This window comes from Streptomyces sp. NPDC048643, from assembly GCF_040650615.1.
GTDB lineage: Bacteria > Actinomycetota > Actinomycetes > Streptomycetales > Streptomycetaceae > Streptomyces.
The window spans coordinates 219,765-236,992 of the sequence record NZ_JBEZHO010000006.1; the positions used below are offsets into that span (position 1 = coordinate 219,765).

Sequence of the window (17,228 nt, forward strand, 5' to 3'; positions counted from 1 at the left end):
ATCCGCTCCGGTCTGCTAGGCCGTGAACCGGTGGCTGCCGGAGCCGACCCGGTACACCGCGCAGCCGTCCTCCTCGCGCACGTAGGTCGCCCGGGTGTGGGTGACCGCCTCCGGGCCGGCCGCCGGGATCCACACCTCGGCCGTCGTGTTGGCGGGCACGGTGCAGGTCAGGTCGAAGGTGCCCGAGCGCAGGCTCCACCGGGTGGAGACCGGACCGTGCACCGAGGTGAACGTGGCGCGCGCCGAGGTGACGTCGCCGCCCGGACGCGGCCGCACGACGATCTCCCGGTAGCCGGGACGCCCCGCCGAGATGCCGGCGATGTTCGCGTACATCCACTCGCCGACCGAGCCGTAGGCGTAGTGGTTGAACGAGTTCATGTCGGGTGTCTGGAAGGTGCCGTCGGGCTTGATGGAGTCCCACCGCTCCCACATCGTGGTGGAGCCCTTGTCGATCTGGTAGCCCCAGCTCGGGAAGGAACGCTGCTGGAGCAGCCGGTAGGCGACATCGGTGTGCCCGGTGTCCGTGAGCACCGGCAGCAGCCGGGGTGTGCCGAGGAAGCCGGTCGACAGGTGCCAGTCCTTGGCCCGGATCAGATCGACGAGCCGGCCGGCCGCGGCGGTGCGCAGCGCCTCGGGCAGCAGGTCCATCGACAGGGCGAGCACGTACGCCGTCTGTGTGTCGCCCTTCACCTTTCCGTCGGCGCCGACGTACGCGGTCCGGAACGCGTCGCGGACGCTCTCGAAGAGGCGGGAGGAGGGCGTGGCGTCCTTGCCCAGTTCCGTCGCCATCCGGGCGGCGAGGTCGGCGCTGTGCGCGAAGTACGCGGTGGCGATGACGTCCTTGGGGGTCTCGTCCGAGACGTTCAGCCAGTCGCCGTACCCGCCCGCGGGCCGCAGCAGCCCGTCGCTGTTGCGCTCCAGATAGGCCAGCCAGGCCTGGACGGACGGCCAGGCGTCCTCCAGCACCTGCCGGTCGCCGTACGCCTGGTAGAGCGCCCAGGGGACGGTCACCCCGGCGTCGCCCCAGCCCGCGACACCGTTGCCGACCGTCCCGACCATCGGCGCGACGTCGGTGAACGCGCCGTCCGAGGTCTGCGCGTCGCGCAGGTCCACCAGCCACTTCGTCAGGAAGCGGGCCGACTCCATCGTGTAGGAGGCGGTCGGCGCGAACACGTTGATGTCGCCGGTCCAGCCGAGCCGCTCGTCGCGGGCGGGCGTGTCCGTCGGTACGGAGAGGAAGTTGCCGCGCTGCCCCCAAGTGATGTTGCTGTGCAGCTGGTTGAGCATCGGGACGTCGGTCTCGAACTCGAAGGTGAAGGGCGCCGACGTGTGCATCACCCGGCCCGTCACGGCCCGCGCGGAGGGGGTGCCGGGGAAGCCGGTGATCTCGACGTAGCGGAACCCGTGGAAGGTGAACCGCGGTTCGTAGGTCTCCTCGCCGCCGCCCTTCAGGGTGTACGTGTCGGTCGCGGCGGCCGAGCGGAGGTTCGCCGTGTACAGGGTGCCGTCCGGGTTGAGGACCTCCGCGTGTCTGATCCGCACGGTCGTCCCGGCCGCGCCGGACACCCGCAGCCGTACCGAGCCGACCATGTTCTGTCCCAGGTCGAACACGTGGACGCCGGGGGCCGGTTGGGTCACCTTCCTGACCGGCAGTTCACCGGCCACCCGCACCGGGCCGTCCACCTGCGCGACGATCCGGGGCGGTGCGGCGTCCCCCGCGGCGCGCACCGGGAGCCAGCTCCGGTCGTCGAACCCCGGTGAGGTCCAGCCGGAGGTCTCCAGCCGCGCGTCGTACGTCTCCCCGCCGAGCAGGTCGGCCGCGACGATCGGCCCGGCGGCGGCCCGCCAGTCCTCGCCCGACGTGATCCGTTCGCTCGTCCCGTCGGTGTACTCGACCTCCAACTGGGCCAGGAGCGCGGGGCGTTCCCCGTACTGGTGGGGTCCGAACATGCCGACGTCGCCCGCGTACCAGCCCGGCGCCACCCAGGCGCCGAGGGCGTTGGCACCCGACCGTACGAGCGAGGTCACGTCGTAGGTCTGGTACTGGACGCGTTCGCGGTAGTCCGTCCAGCCGGGGGCGAGCTGGTCGACGCCCACCCGGTGGCCGTTGAGGTGCGCCTCGTACAGGCCGAGCGCCGTCGCGTACAGGCGTGCCCGGGCCACCTTCCTGCGTGGCAGCGTGAACGCGTGCCGCAGTTGGTTGGCGGCGAACGACGCCGGGACGACCCGCCCCCAGGGGCCGGATCCCCATGCCGCGGCCACCTTCGCCGCCGGCCAGCCGCTGTCGTCGAACCCGGTCTCCCGCCAGTCCGCCGCGGGCTCCGCGTCCGTCGCCTTCCAGGAGGCGTCGGTGACGATCCGCTGCTCGCCCGAGGCCGTCCGCAGGTCGAGGACGGCGACCAGACCCGCCGGGCTCTCCGTCGCGTTGGTGGCCGCGACGGCGAGCACGTTGCGTCCGGGACGCAGGTGGGTGAGGACCTCGACGACGGCCGGGCGGCGCCAGCCCTCGTTGTCCGTCGCCAGGTCGGTGCGGGCCACCTCGGTGCCGTTCACCGCGAGGGCGTAGACGTTGTCGGCGGTGACGGCCACCTTCGCCGAGGTGACGCCGTCGGGGACGTCGACCACCCGCCGGAACCAGCGTGTGCCCTTCGGGGCCCCGCTCGCCGGATCCCCCTCGGCGAACCAGATCCACGAACTGCCGTCGAGGGACGGCGCGTCGGTGAGGGCGGCAGGGGCGGAGACCCACTTCGCCGACCAGTCCCCGGAGCCCATGAGGCCGGTCTCCCACCAGGACGGCGCGCTCCACGCGGAGAGGCCACCGTCGGTGTCCCACACCCGGACCGACCAGAAGTACCGCTTGCGTGAGGCCAGTTGCGGCCCGGCGTACGGGACGAGGGTGGACTGACCGGACGTCACCTTCCCGCTGTCCCAGACGTCGGGCCGGGACAGGCGGGACGCGCTGGAGGCGACCCGGATCTGGTAGGCACTCTGCCGCATCCCCGGGGTGTCCGAGGCCATCGGCCAGCTCAGCCGCGGGTGTTGGGCGTCGACGCCCAAGGGGTTCTGCACGTATTCGACGGTCGGCGCGGTGACCCGCACCTCACCGCGTTGCCCGGCCGCCGCGGACGCCGGTGCGGCCTGGGCCGCTCCCGCTCCCGTGGCCGTCACGGCGACCGCGCCCGCGGCGCCCGCCAGGATGTTCCTCCTGCTGATCAATTGCGGCCCCTCACCTCGGAGTTGTGAATCGATTCACGTCGGTGAAGGTAGGGGCGGGAGAGGTGGGGGTCAATGAGTGTGCAGGGTTTTTCTGTGACACGGCTGTACAGGCGTGATGTGTGAGGGAGGGTGGCCGGTTCGCGTCACTCGGAAATTGAACGGTTTCAATCGAGGGTCGACGGATCGGTGCACGGCGTCCGACCTGCGGTCGGCTGACCGGCCCGGCTCCGGACAGCGGGGGACGTGGGGCTCGGTCAGCCGGCCGGCGCGAGGCGGCTCTCCGGGCCCACGGCGCCACGCAACACCGCGAGAAGGCGGGCGAGTTCGCCGAGTTCCGGCTCGGCGAGCGGGACGCCGACGAGGGCGTCGAGAGCGTCGGCGTACACGAGGGTCGCGTCGTCGAGCAGTCCGTGTCCCGCGGGGGTGACGTCCACCAGGCTGGAGCGCCGGTCCCGCGGATTGGAGCGGCGTACGCACAGGCCCCGCCGCTCCAGCCGGTCGACGGCCTGGCTCGCACCGCCCACGCTGAGCGCGAGCGCGTCGGCGACCTCCTGGACGCGGCAGAAGGGGGCCCGGCCGGACGCTGTCAGGAGCACCCGGAAGCCGTTCAGGGACAGGCCGCACTCCTCGCGCAGCCGCGTGTCGATGTCCTGCGACAGCAGGGCGCCGAGGCGGGCGAGGTCCTCGAAGACCTGGTGCGGGCGCGTGGTCACAGGTGTTCTCCCGGTCTGTCGGGCGCAGGGGCGCGGGTGGCGTCTGCGGGGTGGGTGAGAGGGAGGAGGTGGGTGAGGGAGGAGGTGGGTGAGGGGGAGGAGCGGGACGTGTGCGGGGGCCGGGCGGGGGCCGCCGGCCGTGCTGCGGCGGCAGCCCCCGCCCCCGGTTCACGGTCGTCGCGCGTGGGCGAAGCCGCGTCGGTGCCAGACCAGGCCACCCGAGTGCGCGGGCTCGCCGCCCACATCGGTCACCCGCCCCACCAGGATCGTGTGGTCGCCTCCTTCCAGGACGTCGTGGCGGACGCAGGTCAGGGTCAGGGACGCGTCCCGCAGGACGGGGGCGCGGTGGGACTCCGCCGCCAGCGGGACGTCGTCGAATCGGCGCTCGGCCGGCCGCATGAACCGCTGGACGAGGTCTTCCTCGCCCGGACCGAGCAGGTGCACCGCGAAGTCCTCGGCGTCCGTCAGCGCGTCGTGCGTACGGGAGTTCCGGTCGATGCAGACGAGGAACAGCGGCGGGCTGAGCGAGAGCGAGCTGACGGCGCTGGCCGTCAGACCGCGCGGCCTGCCCCGGTCGTCGTAGCAGGTCACGATGGTGACGGGGGCGGCCAGGGCGGACATCGCGGCGCGGAACGCCTCGGCGAGGTCCGGGGCCGCCCCGGTCGACGGCTGGGACGCGAGCAGCGCCGGAGTCACCGTGCCACCTCCAGAGGCCGGGCCGAACCCTGGAGCCAACGGCCCTCGGGACGGCCGGAGAAGCCCGTACGGATGTCCCAGGAGACGCGGCCGGCCTTCACCGTGGTCGTGAAACGCCCGGTGAACGTCCACCCCTCGTACGCGGACCAGCCGCACAGCGCCTGCACGTCGTGCGCGGAGAACTGCCAGCGCGCTGCCGGGTCGAGCAGGGTGAGGTCGGCGTCCGCGCCCGGTTCGAGCCGGCCCTTGCCGGGCAGGTCGAACAGGCGGGCCGGTCCCGAGCCCATGAGCCGGGCCAGATGCGTGGCCGCCTCGTCCGGATCGATCCCCCGGGTGCGCAGCCCGGTCCACACGCCCGTGGCCAGTTCCTGGACACCGGGGAGACCGGGCGGCGCGTCGGCCGGCGGACGGTTCTTCTCCTCCACGGTGTGCGGAGCGTGGTCGCTGCCGAGGGAGACGGCCTCGCCGTGCAGCACCGCGTGCCACAGGCGTTTCTGGTCCCGGCACTCGCGGATGGCCGGGGAGAGCCGGGTCCGCGGACCGCGCCGGGTGGTGTCGTCGTGGGTGAACGACAGGTGGTGGCCGGTCACCTCGAAGGTGAGGGGCAGTCCCTCGGCGGCGGCCGCCGCCAGCAGATCGGCCTCCTCCGCCGACGACACGTGGAGGATGTGCGCCTTCGTGCCGTACTCCCGCACGAGGTGCACGACCTGGGCGACGGCGACGATGCCTCCCGAGCGGGGCCGGTGCGGTTCGTACTCGCCGTACGAGTCGGGGGCGCTCGAACTCGCGTCGAGCAGGTCGAAGACGTGCTGGTCCTCGGCGTGCAGCACGAGCCTGATGCCGCCCCGGGCCGCCGCGGCGAAGGCCCGCCGCAGCTGGTCGCCGTCCCGGAACACGACCGGCGCCGTGTGGTGGCCCGCCATGAACACCTTCGCCGAGGTGGCTATCCGCGGGTCGATGTCCGCCAGCAGTTCGGGGTGGTCGGGGTCGGCGCCGAGGTGGAAGCGGTAGTCGGCCCACGAAGTCCCCCGGATCACCTGGTCCTTGGCGATCAGACCGGCCTCGTCCAGCGACGGCGGGCGGGTGTTGGGCATGTCGACCACGGTCGTCACGCCGCCGACGAGGGCGGCCTTGCTGCCGTGCTCCCAGTCCTCCTTGTACTCCAGGCCCGGAGTGCGGAAGTGGACGTGGGAGTCGATCAGACCCGGCAGCACGTACCGGCCACGGGCGTCGAGACGCCGGCCGGCGGGCAGCGGCTCGTCCGGACCGAGCAGGGCCGCGACACGGCCGTCACGCACGACCACCGTGCCGTCGCGGACCCCGTCGGGGGTGACGAGCCGGCCGCCCTCGACGACCAGTTCGGCGGGCAGCTCCTCGGATGCGGGATTCAACGGTTCCACGTCAGACTCACCAGTTCCTTGCAGAGGTCGTTGGTCGGTCCCATCAGGGCGACGGCGCGCGCGTCGCGGCCGTAGCGGTTGATCTCGTTCGAGGCGACATAGCCGGCCGAACCGAGCAGTCGCTCCACCGCGTTGACGACGCGCTCGGCGGCCGAGGAGGCGAAGAGCTTGGAGTGCAGCGTGGTGATCCCGGGGTCCGGAGCCGTACGCCGGCCCGTGCGCTCGACGACCGCACGCGCGGCCTCGACCTCGCCCGCGATGTCCACCAGTCGGTGCCGTACGGCCTGTTGGGCCGTCAGACCGCGCCGCTCGGCGTGCTCGTGGGCCAGGTCGAGTGCCGCCTGCGCCAGGCCGACGGACACCGCGCCGAGCGTGGCGCCGCTGTCCCGGACACCGGCGATGATCGAGGCCGCCGTGCCCACCGCACCCAGGCGCGCGGTGTCCGGCACGTGGCAGTCGTGGACGGAGACGAAACCGGTCGCCGAACCGCGCATGCCGGTCAGCCGCATCGAGGTGTCCGGCTCCAGACCGGGAGTCTCCGCCGGTATCAGGAAGAACGTCTGGCCCGCGGAGCCGTACCCGGTGTCCGGCGCCGCGTCCGGCGCGGGCTCGTCGGTCTGTGCCAGCACCAGGTAGATGTCGGCCAGGCCCGCGCTGGTGGTGAAGGACTTGGCGCCGTCGAGGACCCAGCCGCCGTCGGGCGTGCGGCGGGCGGTGGTGGACAGGTGCTTCTTGTTCGCGCCGGCACCGGTCTCGCTCCACGCGGAGGCGGCCAGCCAGTCACCGCGGGCGAGTTGGGGCAGCAGCCGGCGGCGCAGGGCGGGACTGCCGTGTTCGAGGATACGGGTGCTGACCGCGTAGTGCTGGAAGAGCATGATCGACGCGGACGCGTTGACCCGCGCCACCTGTTCGACGGCCGTGTTCAGACCGTGCGCGTCGGCCCCCGTGCCGCCGTACTCGTACGGCAGGGCCAGACCGAGCAGGCCGGTCTCGCGCAGCAGGGCCAGGGCCCGCCGGTCCGGTTCGCCGCTCACGTCGGCGTCCCGGGCGCAGGCGGCGAGGCGCTCGCGGATCGCCGCGGTCATCCCGGTGGCCGGCAGGGGGAGCGGTGCGTCGGTGAGGTCCGGCGCGTCGGGCACGGTCAGGCTGTCTGCGGAAGCCATGACAACTCCTGGGAGGTGGGGGCGGGCAGGAAGTGGCCGCGGTAGTCGACCTGCTTCTCCGCGACGGAGATCCAGGCGAGCCGGCGGTCGTGGGGACCGCCCGTCGTACGGGCCGAGGCGCGGACGGTGGCGCCGGGCGTGCGCAGGGCGAGCATGCCGTTCTCCGGCTGGTCCGCCGCGCCGGACAGCAGGTGCGGGATGGTGCCTTCCACGGCGGCGCCCGCGGCGAGGCAGGTCGCGCCGGTCAGGGCCACGGTGGGGTGCCAGGACGGTACGGAGATGGCGCGCACCGCGAGGGCGCCGGGGCCGTCGGGGAGCAGCGCGGCCACCTTGGGGAAGGCTCCGGTGCCGTCCCAGCCCTGTGCCTCGCAGACGGCGCGGCGCAGCCGGGTCATCCGGTCGAACAGCAGCGGGTCGTCGGCGAAGAGCTCCTCGACCGTGCGGACGCCCAGCTCGACGGCGTGCACGAAGAGGTACGGATTGCCCATCGACACCAGGGACACCGGCACCGTACGGCCCTCGAAGCGGATGCCGGTGACCGGTTCGCCCGTGATGAGGAGCTCGTCGACCGGCCGGGGCGGCGAGCAGAGGAAGTGTGCCGTGAAGCGGGTGCCTCCGTCGGAGGTCTCCTCCGCCTCGCACACCACGTTGTCCCCGTTGTTGAGCACGTTGACCCGGACCCGGCAGCCGGCCACCAGGGGCTGGATCATGCCGGTGCGGGCCGCCGCCTCGACCGCGGCGAGGATGGAGTGACCGCAGGAGCCCCGCAGGTCGAAGCTGTCGAGCCGGTCCGGCATCGACTGGACGAAGCGGTAGTCCAGGTCGAACAGGGGGTGCCGGGAGGGCTGGACGAGCGCGTTCTTCAGGACGTCCGCGGCTCCGTGGTCGGCGAGCGCCGACCGCAACTCGGTGAGCCGGGCGAGCAGTTCGGGCTCCGAGGCGGGCAGGGTCCGCGCGTCCACCACGGCGGTGGGGCACGGGGTGCCGTGCGCTCGGGCGAGGCTGACGGTCATGCGGCCGCCTCCTGGAGGACCCGCGCCGGCGAGTGCAGCGTCAGCGGCGCGGACGAGGTCGCTCCGGCCGTCGCGAAGAACTCCTGGCGCCACAACTGGTGCGACATCAGGGACCACAGCGCCAGCGAGACGGAGTCGCTCGGCCGGGTGGCCTGCTCGTCGAAGAGCGCGTCGACCCGCTCGGGGCGGATCCGTCCGTCGGCGCGCAGCGTCTGCGGGGACAGCACGTCGCGGGCGAGGGTCCACAGCCGCTGGCCGGGCGCGAGCATCGCCGTGACCGGCAGGGTGAAGGGCTGCTTGGGGCGTTCCAGCACGCTGCGCGGGATCAGGCCCTGGGCCGACCGGTACAGCGCCCGCTTCACGCCTTGGCCCGGAACGAGCCGCTGCGCGTCGGTCAGGGTGGAGGCGAACCGGACGACGGAGGGCTGGCAGAACGGCAGCCGCACCTCGACCGAGCTCGCCATCGACAGGTGGTCGACGCGCCGCAGGTGGTAGGCCGGCAGCCGGTAGCGCTGCTCCACCGCGCCGATGCGCTGAAGGCGGGTGCCGGGGCTGCTGTGCAGGACGCGCCGGATCTCGGCGGGCAGGGAGGAGCCGACCGCGTTCACGGCGAAGGCGTACTCGTCGGTGTACAGGCTCTCGCGCAGGGCGCGCGGGACGGCCGCGAGGTGGTCGAGGTAGTCGTCGATCCAGTCCGAGCCGTGGTGTGCGGCGACCGCCTGGGTCATCCGGGAGTAGCCGCTGAACAGTTCGTCGGCCGCGTCACCGGTGAGGGCGACCTTGAAGCCGGCGTCGCGGACCGCGCGGAAGAGGGAGAACGTGGACAGGGTGATCGGATCGGCGTTGGGCTGGCCGAGGTGGCGCACCACGTCGGTCATCAGGTCGGGGAAGGTGGCCGGGTCGACCTCCACCTGGTGGTGCCGGGTGCCGGCGGCGCGGGCGACCTCGGCGGCGTAGGCGCGTTCGTCGCTGGGCCAGGTGCCGGTGTAGGCGATGTTGAAGGTGTGCAGGCTCCCGAGGCCCCCGGCGGCGCGCAGTGCCTCGGCGGCCAGCGCCGTGACGAGGCTGGAGTCGAGTCCGCCCGAGGTGACGGCGGCGACCGGTGCGTCGGCCACCAGGAGGCGCGACACCTCCTCGAAGAGCAGGGCACGCAGCTGCTCGCCCGCCTCGTCCAGGGTGCGGTCCTTGTCGGGGCGCAGGCCCCGCTCGTGGGCCATGGGGCGCTGCTTGACGCGCAGTCCGTCACGGTGGCTGAGGACGGCGGTGGCGGCCGGCGGCATGACCTGGATGCCGCGGAACATGGTGCGGTCGCCGAACGGTGTCTTGGAGGTCAGATAGGCGTCGAGTCCCGCCTCGTCCTCCTCCGCCCGCACCCCGGCGAAGCCGAGGAGCGCGGGCAGTTCGGAGGCGAAGTGGAAGCGTCCGGTGGCCTGTTCCCAGTGGTAGTAGAGCGGCTTCATGCCCGAGTCGTCGGTGGCCAGCACCATGCGGGGCGTGCTCCGCAGGTCCATGACGGCGACCGAGTACATGCCGTCCAGGTGCTCGGCGAACCGGTCCCCGTAGGTCAGGTACAGCGCGGGCAGGATGGACCCGTCGCACTGGTCGTCGAAGTGGAAGCCGAGGCCGGTCAGGCGTTCGCGCAGGTCACGGTGGTTGTAGATCTCACCGTTGAAGACGACGGTGACCCGGCCGAGGTGGTACGGCTGCGCGCCGCCCTCGGGGTCCATGATGGACAGCCGGTTGTTGCCGAGCGCCCAGTCGGCCCGGTGCGCGACACCCTGGGCGTCGGGACCGCCGTGGTGCATCAGGTCGGCGACACGGCGCAGTTCGGCCTCGTCGGAGTGGATGTTGAAGGTTCCGTATATGCGGCACACGCTGCGTTCACCTGACCTGTGAGGAGTAACCGGCGGCGGAGTAGAGCGCCGGGTCGTAGGGGCTGGGGCCACCGCAGGTGACGAAGCGGCGGGCGGTGGGACCGGTGTGGGGGTTGCGGGCGCCGTGCAGCACCCCGGGCGACGCGTAGAGCACGTCTCCGGCGCTGACGTCGATCCAGCGGTCGCGCAGGTACATCTGGCCGACGCCCTCGAAGGCGATGAACGCCTCGTCGCTGTCGGGGTGGAGGTGGACGTTGAAGGTCTCGCCCGGCTGCTGGATGCCGCAGTGCAGACACAGCCGGCTGCTGCCGTTGCCGGGCCAGAAGACGAAGTTCATGGTCGCCCGGCGTTCGGCGGCCTCGATCTGTCCCGTCCCGCCGAAGCCGCGCAGCTGGGTGGTGTCGTCCCAGAGGGAGGAGTGCAGGACGGGCGCGCCGCCGACGGGGGCGCCCGCGAGCGGGGTGCGCCACACGTACGCGGTCATGCCGGCGGCGTCGGCGCTGAGGGCGAGCGCCTGGCCGGTGGGGGCGTAGGCGGCCGAACCGCGTTCCACGGGACGGGAGTTGCCGCCGACCGCGGCGGTCCCGGTTCCGGAGTACACCACGACGGTGTTCTCCTCGGCCGCGCTGTGCTCGGGGGTGTACGACTCACCGGCGGCGACCCGGACGATGTGGAGGGTGACGTGGGTGGCGCCGGCGGCCGGGCTGACCGGGGTCGCCACCGTGGTGCGGGCGGCGGGGTCGGCCCCGGCGACGGGGAGGAACTCGAACTCCGCCGCGGTGATGATGCGGGCGTCGCCGAGGGCGGTGGTGGGAGCTTCGGTGGATGGGGGCATGCCGGTGGCTGCTTCCTGTGTTCGAAGGCCGGCGCGGTGGCGTCGGCCTGCCGGTGCTGTGGGGGAGCGCGGGCGGCGGGTGGTGCCCCAGGGGGGCCTCGCCGGCCGCCGGCGGCGGGAGCGGACCGGGCGGACCGTCGCACGAGCGCGGAGTGGTGCCGGATGACCGGGTGTCACCACTGCGTGGTCGTGGACCGGTTGCTCGGTGGAGACGGGGCGGCGGCCGGTGTGGTCACCGCGGTCCTTCTTCCTTCTCCTGTTGAAGGTTCGCGCGAGGGGTTCCCGGTCGTGTCCCACGTCGCTCCCGGCCCCGGGAGCGGTCACGGGAAGAGGGCGGTGGGGACCGGGATGTCTCGGTGAACGCCCCTTATTGGACGGCGCGTTGGGCGCCGACCTGCCGACCTGCCGACCTGCCGACCTCATGGTCGGTCCCGGACGCCCGGACGCGGGAACGCACGGACGCGGGAACGCCGCACGGCGCGCCCCCGGTCGGGAGCGCGCCGTGCGGCGTTCGTGCTGTGCGGGCCTGCGGCCTGCCGGGTCAGCAGGCCTCCTGGGTGACGGTCGCCTGCGACCGGTCGGGGACGGGCGCGGGAGCCGTGGCGGCCACGGGCGGGCCGGCGGTACGGCGGGACGGCAGCGGCAGCCGTCCCTCGGCCAGGGCGAGCGCGGAGATGACCACGGCGCCGCCCACCGGCACGTTCCACGTCACGGACTCGCCGAGGGCCGACGCCCCGACGATCACGGAGAACACCGGGACCAGGTAGTTGACGCCGGAGGCCGTGGTGGGACCGGCGTCCGCGATGAGCCGGTTCATCAGCACGAAGGCGATACCGGTGGACGCGCCGCCGAGGACCAGGAGCGACAGCAGCGGACCGGCCGTCAGCTCGCCCGGGAGATCCCAGCCGATGGTGAACGTGGTGATCAGGCCGGTGATGACCATGGCGGAGGTGAGCTGCGCGGCGGTCACGGCGAGAGCCGGGATCTTGTGCGGGGCGATGAAGCGGCGCAGGTAGACGAAGCTGATCGCGTAGCTGACCGCCGCTCCGACGCAGGCCAGCTGGCCGCCGATGGATCCGAAGCCGTGGGTGCGCCACGGCCCGACGACGACGATCAGTCCGACGAAGCCGATGACGAGACCGGTCACCTTGCGGGCCGTGGGCTTCTCCGTGCGGATGGCGAGGGCCGCGAGGCCGAGGGTGACCAGCGGTGTGGCGCCCTGGATGACACCGGCGATGGTGGCGGTGGTGTGCTGCTCACCGACGGCGAAGAGCGTGAACGGCACGACGTTGCCGAACACCGAGGCGACGACGATGTGTCCCCAGACCTTCCGGTCCGGGAGGGAGCCCTTGGTCACGGCGAGGATCACCGACACGACGAGAGCGCCCACGAGCAGTCGTCCGAAGGCGAGTTGGAGGGGCTCGAAGGCGTCGAGAGACACCTTGATGAAGGCGAAGCTGCACCCCCAGAGGGCGGCGAGCAGGCCGAAGCGGGCCCAGTTGACGGGATTCATGTGATGACTCCTGGAAGGTGTCGAACGGTTGGGTGTGGGGGGAGACGGATCAGGGCTCGTCGATCTCGAACTGGTCGTACTTCTCCATGAGCGCCACCATCTCGGCCCGCGTCGGGACGTTGCCGTCGGCCAGGAGTTCCGCCAGGCCCGTGAAGTAGCCCTCGCGGTTCTCCGCCGGCGTGAAGATGATCAGCATCTCGGCCGGGGCGTCGCTGTCGTTGCGGAAGCCGTGCACCGCGTGCTCGGGCACGTGCAGGAGATCGCCGGCGTGGGCCTTGTGCCAGGTCGTGCCGTCGTGGACGGTGACCTCGCCGGAGAGGACGTAGAAGGTCTCGGAGATGCGCGTGTGGTAGTGCGGGGCCGCTCCGGCCGCGCCGGGGAGCATGTGGTGGTGGAAGATGCCGAGGCGGCCGTCGGTGGTCTCGGCGAGCGCGATGTACCGGGTCGTCGTCGTCTCCCCGATGCGGACCTTGACCGCGTCGCCGAACCTCCTGAGCGTGGAGACCAGGAGCGTCACGAGACGTCCTCCCACATGCTCAGGTAGCGCTCGCCCGTGTCCGGCAGGACGGTGACGACGGTCCGGTCGCGGTACTCGGGGCGGGCGGCCACCGACTGGGCCGCGTGCACGGCCGCACCGGACGAGACACCGACGAACAGACCCTGCCCGGAGGCGAGTTCACGAGCGGTGCGCAGCGCGTCCGTGTCGCTGACCGTGATCACCTCGTCGATCAGGGAGACGTCCGTGGTCGGGGCGACGAACCCGCCGTTGAGTCCGGGGATGCGATGCCGTCCGGGCTGTCCGCCCGACAGCAGCGGGGACCCCAGCGGCTCGACCGCGACGATCCGTACGCCCGGGTCCTGCTCCCGCAGGTGGCGGGCGATGCCGGTGAGGGTCCCGCCGGTACCGACCGCGCAGACGAGTGTGTCGACGCGGCGGCCGGTCGCGGTGAGGGCGGCGGTGATCTCCGGTCCGGTGGTGGCGTAGTGCGCCTCGACGTTGTCCGGGTTCTCGTGCTGGCAGGGGAACCAGGAGCCCGGCGTGGCCGCGTGGATCTCCTCGGCCTTCTCGATCGCGCCCGGGTAGCCGCGGTCGGCGGGGGTCTGGACGACCTCGGCGCCCAGCGCCGCGAGCAGCCGGACCCGCTCGGTCGTCGCGTTGTCGGGCAGGACGATGACGCAGCGGTGGCCGCGGGCGGCCGCCAGGGCGGCGAGTGAGATGCCGGTGTTCCCGGAGGTGGCCTCGACGATCGTGCCGCCCGGAGCGAGATCGCCCCGGGCCTCGGCCGCCTTCAGCATGTACAGCGCCGCCCGGTCCTTGCTGCTGGACATCGGGTTGGCCGCCTCCAGTTTGGCCAGTATCTCCGCGCCCGCCGCCAGTCCTTCGAGCCGCAGGCGGACCAGCGGGGTGGCGCCCACCAGGTCGTCGATGCCGTCGGCGACGGCCGGCCGGACCAGGGGCGGTCGGGAGGTGTGCGGTGCGAGAGTACGCATGATGTGATTCCTCGTCAGTTCTGATCCGGTGGGGGGTGGTTGGGCCTGCGGTCACAAGGAGGCGTCGGTGACGTGGAGCGCGGGGCAGGGCTACCAGGAGCCGGCCGAGGCGATGCTCGCGATGACGTCCTCGGACGGGCGGCCCCGCCTGCCCGTCGTCGCGGTGGCGGCCAGCATCCGCGTCCCCTCCGGGACGTCCTTGTTGACCAGGGCCTGCGCGCCGATGACGGCGTCGTCGCCGACGGTCACCGGACCCAGCACGGTGGCGTTCGTGCCGAGAACCACGTTGCGGCCGACCACCGGATGCCTGCGGGCGCCCTCGGGCCGGTTGTTGTCGCTCCACCAGCCGACCGCGCCGAGCGTCACCTGGTGGTAGATCGTCACGTCGTCGCCGACCGTGCACGTCTCGCCGATGACCACGGCGGCTCCGTGGTCGATGAACACACGCCGGCCCAGGACCGCCCCGGGGTGGATCTCGACGGCGGTCAGCCGCCGTGCCCAGCGGGCCAGCAGCCGTGCCGCCATCCGGTGCCCCCGGGTGTGCAGCCGGTGGGCGACCCGGTGGGTCCACAGCGCGGTCAGCGCGGGATGCAGCGCCGCCTCCAGCCGGCCCCGTACGGAGGGGTCGCGCTCGACGACGACGTGCAGGTCCTCGCGCATCAGACGCAGCAGACCGGTACCGGTGAGGTCGGGAGGGGTGGCGGTCGGCACGGCACGGCCGGCGTCCGCACCGGCCCGTCGGAAGGGCAGTACAGAGGCGGGCTCCTGGGAAGTGGCGCTCACGGGGGGCTCCAGTCGGGGGAAGGGAGGCGGCCGCGGAGGGGTCCGGGACGGGTGGGGGCGCAGGTGTGCTCCCGGCGGAGCGAGGGGGGATCCTGACGGCCGCCGTGCTAGGTCGAGGTCCCGGACAGAGCCTGCCTCGCGCCGTTCCCGATCCCTTCCCGGCCGGTTCCCCGGTCGCCGGCCCACGAGGGCCGTGATCCGGCGTGGGCCGGGAACGCACGGGGAGGGATCCGGGAACGGCCCCCGGGACACTCCCGTCGAGCGCCACTCCGCGCCGGGACGCGCGGAGCACGACCAGGAGATCCGGTCCGGCGCCTTTACGCGCAAGGAAGCAACCACCTATGTACGAACCATCAGTTGTCCGGGGCACGTGGGACATCGGCGGGCACCGCTCCCGCCCGGTCCCGCCCGCCGTCGAGGAGACGAGGAGCCAGCCATGAGTGCGACGGCCGACCGCCACCGAGAGCCCGACCCCCCGGAGAGTGCTCCGCAGCGCCTGCTGCTGCTCTGTCCCTCACCCCGCCTGGTGCGCGCGGCCGTCGCGGCCGGCTTCGCCGTACGGGTGCTCACGGACACGCTCCCGCCCCACGACGCCTGTCTTCCGCCCGAAGTGCCCGTGGAGCACGTCGACTTCACGGACGAGGACACCCTCGCCGGGTCGATCGAGACGGCGGCCCGCGTCCACGGGAGTCAGCGGCTGCTGGCCTGCGCAGGCACCGCCGAACTCCCCGCCGTCGCCGGGACCGCGGCCCGCCTCGGACTGACCCCCAACCCGGCCGACGCGGCCCGGCTGCTGGGCGAACCCGCGGCCATGCGCGCCCTGCTCAACGGCAGCCGGCACTCGTACGTCCCCGCCGCCCGGGCCCGTACCGCGGAGGAACTGCCCGCCGCGGTCGAGGAGATCGGCGCGCAGGTCACCGTGCGCACCCTGCCCGCCTGTTCCGGGATCGCCGGCCCCCGGGACGGGACGGCCGGCGAGCGCTCGTATCTCGTGGAGCAGTATCTGGAGGGCCCCGAGTACGGCGTCGTGACCCTCACCGTCGACGGCATGCACCGGGTGGTGGGTGTCGTGGCCCTGCACGGCGCCTGGCATCCGAGCAGTCACCTCTTCCCGGCGCCCCTGGGGGAGCGGGACGAGGCCGAGGCGCGCGCGATCGTGACCGAGCTTCTCGACCTCGCCGGTTACGAGTTCGGCTACGCCTACACCGTGGTCGTCCTGACCGCCGACGGGCCCCGCGTGGTGCGCTCCCGGGCGACCTGGCCGGACGAGCCGCTGGCCTCGCTGATCGAGCTCGCGACCGGCTTCGACGCCGACGAGGAGCTCGTCCAGGCGCTCGCCGGGAAACCCGTCGACGTACCGACCGCCGACCGGTACGCGGCCGTCGCGTCCTACCGGCTGCCGGCGGGACGGCTGCTGTCGGTGTCCGGCCTGGAGGCGGTCTCCGAGCTGCCCGGCGTCCACCGGGTGCACTTCCCGTACGCGTCCGGGGACGACATCCCGGGCCACGGCTCGGGCGCGGAGGGCCACGTGATGCTGAGCGCGGAGTCGACGCAGGCGGCCGCCGAGACGGTCACGGCGGTCGGGCGTCTGCTGCGCGCGGAGGTGAGCCGGCGCCCCGACCACCTCTGAGCCCGCCGCGCCCCCGCGCGTCCGGTGGACCCCGTTCCCGAAGACCGCCCGTACGGCCCGAAAGGGGTCGTGCGGGCGGTCTTCGTCGGAGCTCCGGGAGGCTGTGAAGACGGTGGCCGGAGCCCCGCCGATGCCGTTCCCGGGCGCTTCCCCGTCGTGCCCGAGAGGGCGGTAACGGACGCGGAACGGGCCGGGAGCGCCGGACGCGACCTTTCTTTCTGTCAGCACCGCACCGCGACGACAGAAGGCGGACACCATGATCAGCAAGGGCTTCGGAACCTCGGCGGGCTTCTTCGCCTACGCGGCGATCACCCTGGCCCTCGGCGCCGGAATCGCCGCCGGTGCGACGGCCGCGGGCCCGGTCTCGGACGAGGGCCCGAACGCGGTCTTCGGCATCTCGTTCGCCGGGCACGCGGCCTCGGACCACAGCCTGCTCCTGACGCCCGCCTCCGACGAGGGCCCGAACGTGATCACGGCCGGTACGAACGGTGACGAGGGCCCGAACGTCGTCGCCGCGGCCGCCGACGGTGACGAGGGTCCGAACGTGATCGCCGCGGGCGTCCTGGGCGACGAGGGCCCGAACGTGGTGGCCGCCCGTGCCCTGGGCGACGAGGGCCCGAACATCATCGCCGCGGGCGCGCTGGGCGACGAGGGTCCGAACGTGGTCACGGCCGGTGCCGACGGTGACGAGGGTCCGAACGTGGTCACCCTCGGCGCCGACGGTGACGAAGGCCCCAACGTCATCGCCGCCTGAGCCCCGCTCCACCGGGCGCGGCGCCCCCCACCGCCGAGCCGCGCACCCCATGCCGATGCCCGCCGTGCACGACGGCGGGCATCGGCATGAGGCGTTCGGACCGGCAGCTGTACGGGGCCCGCGCGCCGGGAGCGTCGACGGAACGGC

General features: G+C 73.2%; 14 protein-coding genes. 2 read left to right on the forward strand and 12 right to left on the reverse strand.

Annotated elements, in window-relative coordinates:
* Window positions 1-15: 15 nt before the first annotated feature.
* From AB0C62_RS08990 to epsC, 12 genes are all read right to left on the reverse strand, one after another.
* Entirely contained in the window at window positions 16-3,216 is a 3,201-nt protein-coding gene (locus AB0C62_RS08990; RefSeq protein WP_362971022.1) for an alpha-L-rhamnosidase, read from the reverse strand.
* Window positions 3,217-3,470: 254 nt separating this feature from the next.
* Window positions 3,471-3,929, reverse strand: a complete 459-nt coding sequence (locus AB0C62_RS08995) for a MarR family winged helix-turn-helix transcriptional regulator (RefSeq protein ID WP_362971024.1) — start codon at window positions 3,927-3,929, stop codon at window positions 3,471-3,473.
* 168 nt (window positions 3,930-4,097) lie between these two features.
* Window positions 4,098-4,625 carry a flavin reductase family protein gene (locus AB0C62_RS09000; RefSeq protein WP_362971026.1) on the reverse strand — a complete coding sequence of 176 codons (528 nt, stop codon included), beginning with the start codon at window positions 4,623-4,625 and terminating at the stop codon, window positions 4,098-4,100.
* Entirely contained in the window at window positions 4,622-6,025 is a 1,404-nt protein-coding gene (locus tag AB0C62_RS09005; RefSeq protein ID WP_362971028.1) for a dihydroorotase family protein, read from the reverse strand. The genes AB0C62_RS09000 and AB0C62_RS09005 overlap by 4 nt, the downstream gene beginning before the upstream one ends.
* The gene (locus tag AB0C62_RS09010; RefSeq protein WP_362971030.1) at window positions 6,013-7,188 is read right to left on the reverse strand and encodes an acyl-CoA dehydrogenase family protein; all 1,176 of its coding nucleotides are present in this window, start codon (window positions 7,186-7,188) and stop codon (window positions 6,013-6,015) included. The genes AB0C62_RS09005 and AB0C62_RS09010 overlap by 13 nt, the downstream gene beginning before the upstream one ends.
* Window positions 7,167-8,201, reverse strand: a complete 1,035-nt coding sequence (locus AB0C62_RS09015) for a PrpF domain-containing protein (protein ID WP_362971032.1) — start codon at window positions 8,199-8,201, stop codon at window positions 7,167-7,169. The genes AB0C62_RS09010 and AB0C62_RS09015 overlap by 22 nt, the downstream gene beginning before the upstream one ends.
* On the reverse strand, window positions 8,198-10,075 hold the full coding sequence (gene asnB / locus AB0C62_RS09020; RefSeq protein WP_362971034.1) for an asparagine synthase (glutamine-hydrolyzing): 1,878 nt from the start codon (window positions 10,073-10,075) through the stop codon (window positions 8,198-8,200). The genes AB0C62_RS09015 and asnB overlap by 4 nt, the downstream gene beginning before the upstream one ends.
* Window positions 10,076-10,082: 7 nt before the next feature.
* Window positions 10,083-10,910 carry a cupin domain-containing protein gene (locus AB0C62_RS09025; RefSeq protein ID WP_362971036.1) on the reverse strand — a complete coding sequence of 276 codons (828 nt, stop codon included), beginning with the start codon at window positions 10,908-10,910 and terminating at the stop codon, window positions 10,083-10,085.
* A gap of 541 nt (window positions 10,911-11,451) precedes the next feature.
* A complete protein-coding gene (locus AB0C62_RS09030) occupies window positions 11,452-12,423 on the reverse strand; it encodes a DMT family transporter (RefSeq protein WP_362971038.1) in 972 nt (323 codons plus the stop codon).
* 49 nt (window positions 12,424-12,472) lie between these two features.
* A complete protein-coding gene (locus tag AB0C62_RS09035) occupies window positions 12,473-12,940 on the reverse strand; it encodes a cupin domain-containing protein (protein WP_362971040.1) in 468 nt (155 codons plus the stop codon).
* The gene (locus AB0C62_RS09040) at window positions 12,937-13,914 is read right to left on the reverse strand and encodes a cysteine synthase family protein (protein ID WP_362971042.1); all 978 of its coding nucleotides are present in this window, start codon (window positions 13,912-13,914) and stop codon (window positions 12,937-12,939) included. The genes AB0C62_RS09035 and AB0C62_RS09040 overlap by 4 nt, the downstream gene beginning before the upstream one ends.
* A 90-nt stretch (window positions 13,915-14,004) precedes the next feature.
* The gene (gene epsC, locus AB0C62_RS09045; protein ID WP_203659760.1) at window positions 14,005-14,574 is read right to left on the reverse strand and encodes a serine O-acetyltransferase EpsC; all 570 of its coding nucleotides are present in this window, start codon (window positions 14,572-14,574) and stop codon (window positions 14,005-14,007) included.
* Between the two features lie 559 nt (window positions 14,575-15,133).
* Between epsC and AB0C62_RS09050 the strand changes: the two genes are divergently transcribed.
* Window positions 15,134-16,327: a hypothetical protein gene (locus AB0C62_RS09050; protein ID WP_362971044.1), complete on the forward strand. Its 1,194-nt coding sequence runs from the start codon at window positions 15,134-15,136 to the stop codon at window positions 16,325-16,327.
* A 256-nt stretch (window positions 16,328-16,583) separates the two neighbouring features.
* Window positions 16,584-17,081, forward strand: a complete 498-nt coding sequence (locus AB0C62_RS09055) for a hypothetical protein (RefSeq protein ID WP_362971046.1) — start codon at window positions 16,584-16,586, stop codon at window positions 17,079-17,081.
* The last annotated feature ends 147 nt before the right edge of the window (window positions 17,082-17,228 follow it).

Bases quoted from the DNA above. Each gene is read 5' to 3' on its own strand.
- AB0C62_RS09010 (WP_362971030.1), bottom strand. From the start codon at position 7,188: ATGGCTTCCGCAGACAGCCTGACCGTGCCCGACGCGCCGGACCTCACC.
- AB0C62_RS09015 (WP_362971032.1), bottom strand. From the start codon at position 8,201: ATGACCGTCAGCCTCGCCCGAGCGCACGGCACCCCGTGCCCCACCGCC.
- AB0C62_RS09025 (WP_362971036.1), bottom strand. From the start codon at position 10,910: ATGCCCCCATCCACCGAAGCTCCCACCACCGCCCTCGGCGACGCCCGC.
- AB0C62_RS09030 (WP_362971038.1), bottom strand. From the start codon at position 12,423: ATGAATCCCGTCAACTGGGCCCGCTTCGGCCTGCTCGCCGCCCTCTGG.
- AB0C62_RS09040 (WP_362971042.1), bottom strand. From the start codon at position 13,914: ATGCGTACTCTCGCACCGCACACCTCCCGACCGCCCCTGGTCCGGCCG.
- epsC (WP_203659760.1), bottom strand. From the start codon at position 14,574: ATGCGCGAGGACCTGCACGTCGTCGTCGAGCGCGACCCCTCCGTACGG.
- AB0C62_RS09050 (WP_362971044.1), top strand. From the start codon at position 15,134: ATGAGTGCGACGGCCGACCGCCACCGAGAGCCCGACCCCCCGGAGAGT.
- AB0C62_RS09055 (WP_362971046.1), top strand. From the start codon at position 16,584: ATGATCAGCAAGGGCTTCGGAACCTCGGCGGGCTTCTTCGCCTACGCG.